Raw genomic sequence first — 1,567 nt, forward strand, 5'->3', positions numbered from 1 at the left:
CGCCCTCTACGCTGGGGTTGGTGGCCAGCACCACCTCGCGAACCTCGCCGGCCCCCGCCCGCTGCACCAGCGGCGCCACGTTCAGCTCCGACGGGCCGATGCCGTCCAGCGGCGAAAGGCGGCCGCCCAGCACGTGGTACAGCCCCCGGTACTCGCCGGTGCGCTCGATGGCCAGGATGTCCGACGACTCCTCCACCACGCAGACCAGCGAGGTGTCGCGCCGGGCGCTCAGGCAGATGCCGCAGGGGCTGGCGTCGGACAGGTTGCCGCAGCGCTCGCAGGGGCGAACCTTGTCGCGCACGTCCACGATGCTGCGCGCCAGCCGCCGTGCGTCCTCTTCCGGCGCCTTCAGCAGGTGGAACGCCAGCCGGAGCGCCGTCTTCCTTCCGATCCCCGGCAGGCGCGAAAACTCGCCCACCAGCTCGTCGATGGCCGACAAGCGAGGCTCAGAGCCCCGGGACGGGGAAGGGAAGCTGGAAGCCGCCCGCCGCCTTGCGCATCTCCTCCTCGTACAGCGCGTTGGCCCGGTTCTGCGCCTCGTTCACGGCGGCCAGCACCAGGTCTTCCAGCATCTCCACGTCGTCGGGCTGCACGACGGACGGATCGATCTTGATGGTGCGCAGCTTTCCCTTGCCGTCGGCGGTAACGGTCACCATGCCGCCGCCGCTGGAGCAGGTGACGGTCTTGGACGACAGCTCGGTCTGGAGCTGCGACATGCGGGCCTGCACCTGCTGGCCCATCTGGAGGATCTGCTGAAGGTTGTTCATCTATCCGTACGGTCAGATTCAGACACCCGGTGAACTGCGCCTGGTGGGAGGACGGCGCAAGATCCGGCCCGCGAACAGGGCAGATCCGGCGCTCAGTCCAGGAGTTCCAGGTCCCATGCTTGTACCGCAGCCGCCAGGACCGGTTCCCCTTCCGTCAGCCGCTGCAGCCGGTCGCGGCGGGCGCTTTCGGCGGTGATGCGGTTGCCGCCCGCCTGCTGCGCCGGTGCGTCGCTCACGCCGAACGAAATCGTCACCGGCCCGCCCAGGCGGCGCGCCAGGGCGTCTTCCAGCGCGCGCCTGGCGACCGGCGTGGACAGCTGGTCTACGACCGGCGCGTTGGGGGGCAGGTCCACGCGCAGGGCGCGGGGACCGGCGAGCACCAGCTTGGCGGGCTTCAGGAACAGGCTGGCGCCCCGGGGAACGCCGTCGCCGTCCTGCAGCAGCGAGGCCCACGCCCGCCGCACCCGCGCGCCATCCAGCTCACCCGCATCGCCGTCCGCCGCGGGCGCGCGCTCGTCGGGCGGGGGAGGGAGCGCGAAGTCGCGTGGCGCGTACGCTTCGCGCGAGCGGGGCGCATCGGCGAAGACATCGTCCGGCTCCGGCGGCGGCGGCGCGTCATCGAACGACGGCGGGCCGAAGTCCACGGGTGGTGCCGGCGCACGAAACGCCTCCGGCCGCGGAACCATCGTGGGCGGCGCCTCGATCTTCTGCACCGGCGCGCTGACGGTCGTCGCGGGGGGCGGGATCGGCGGAGCGACGGGCGCCGCAGCTTCGGCGCGCGGCGGGACGACCGGCTGCGG

2 protein-coding genes and 1 pseudogene are annotated in these 1,567 nt (G+C 72.6%); all 3 read right to left on the bottom strand.

Features of this window, described 5'->3' with window-relative positions; all coding sequences use genetic code 11:
* Positions 1-439, bottom strand: a 439-nt coding sequence (gene recR, locus VIB55_RS07320; RefSeq protein ID WP_331876017.1) for a recombination mediator RecR, incomplete at its 3' end; no start/stop codon positions are given.
* Positions 440-446: 7 nt separating this feature from the next.
* A complete protein-coding gene (locus VIB55_RS07325) occupies positions 447-767 on the bottom strand; it encodes a YbaB/EbfC family nucleoid-associated protein (RefSeq protein ID WP_331072717.1) in 321 nt (106 codons plus the stop codon).
* A gap of 92 nt (positions 768-859) precedes the next feature.
* A pseudogene (locus VIB55_RS07330) lies at positions 860-1,567 on the bottom strand (hypothetical protein); the annotation flags it as partial.

This window comes from Longimicrobium sp., from assembly GCF_036554565.1.
In the GTDB taxonomy this organism is placed as follows: domain Bacteria; phylum Gemmatimonadota; class Gemmatimonadetes; order Longimicrobiales; family Longimicrobiaceae; genus Longimicrobium.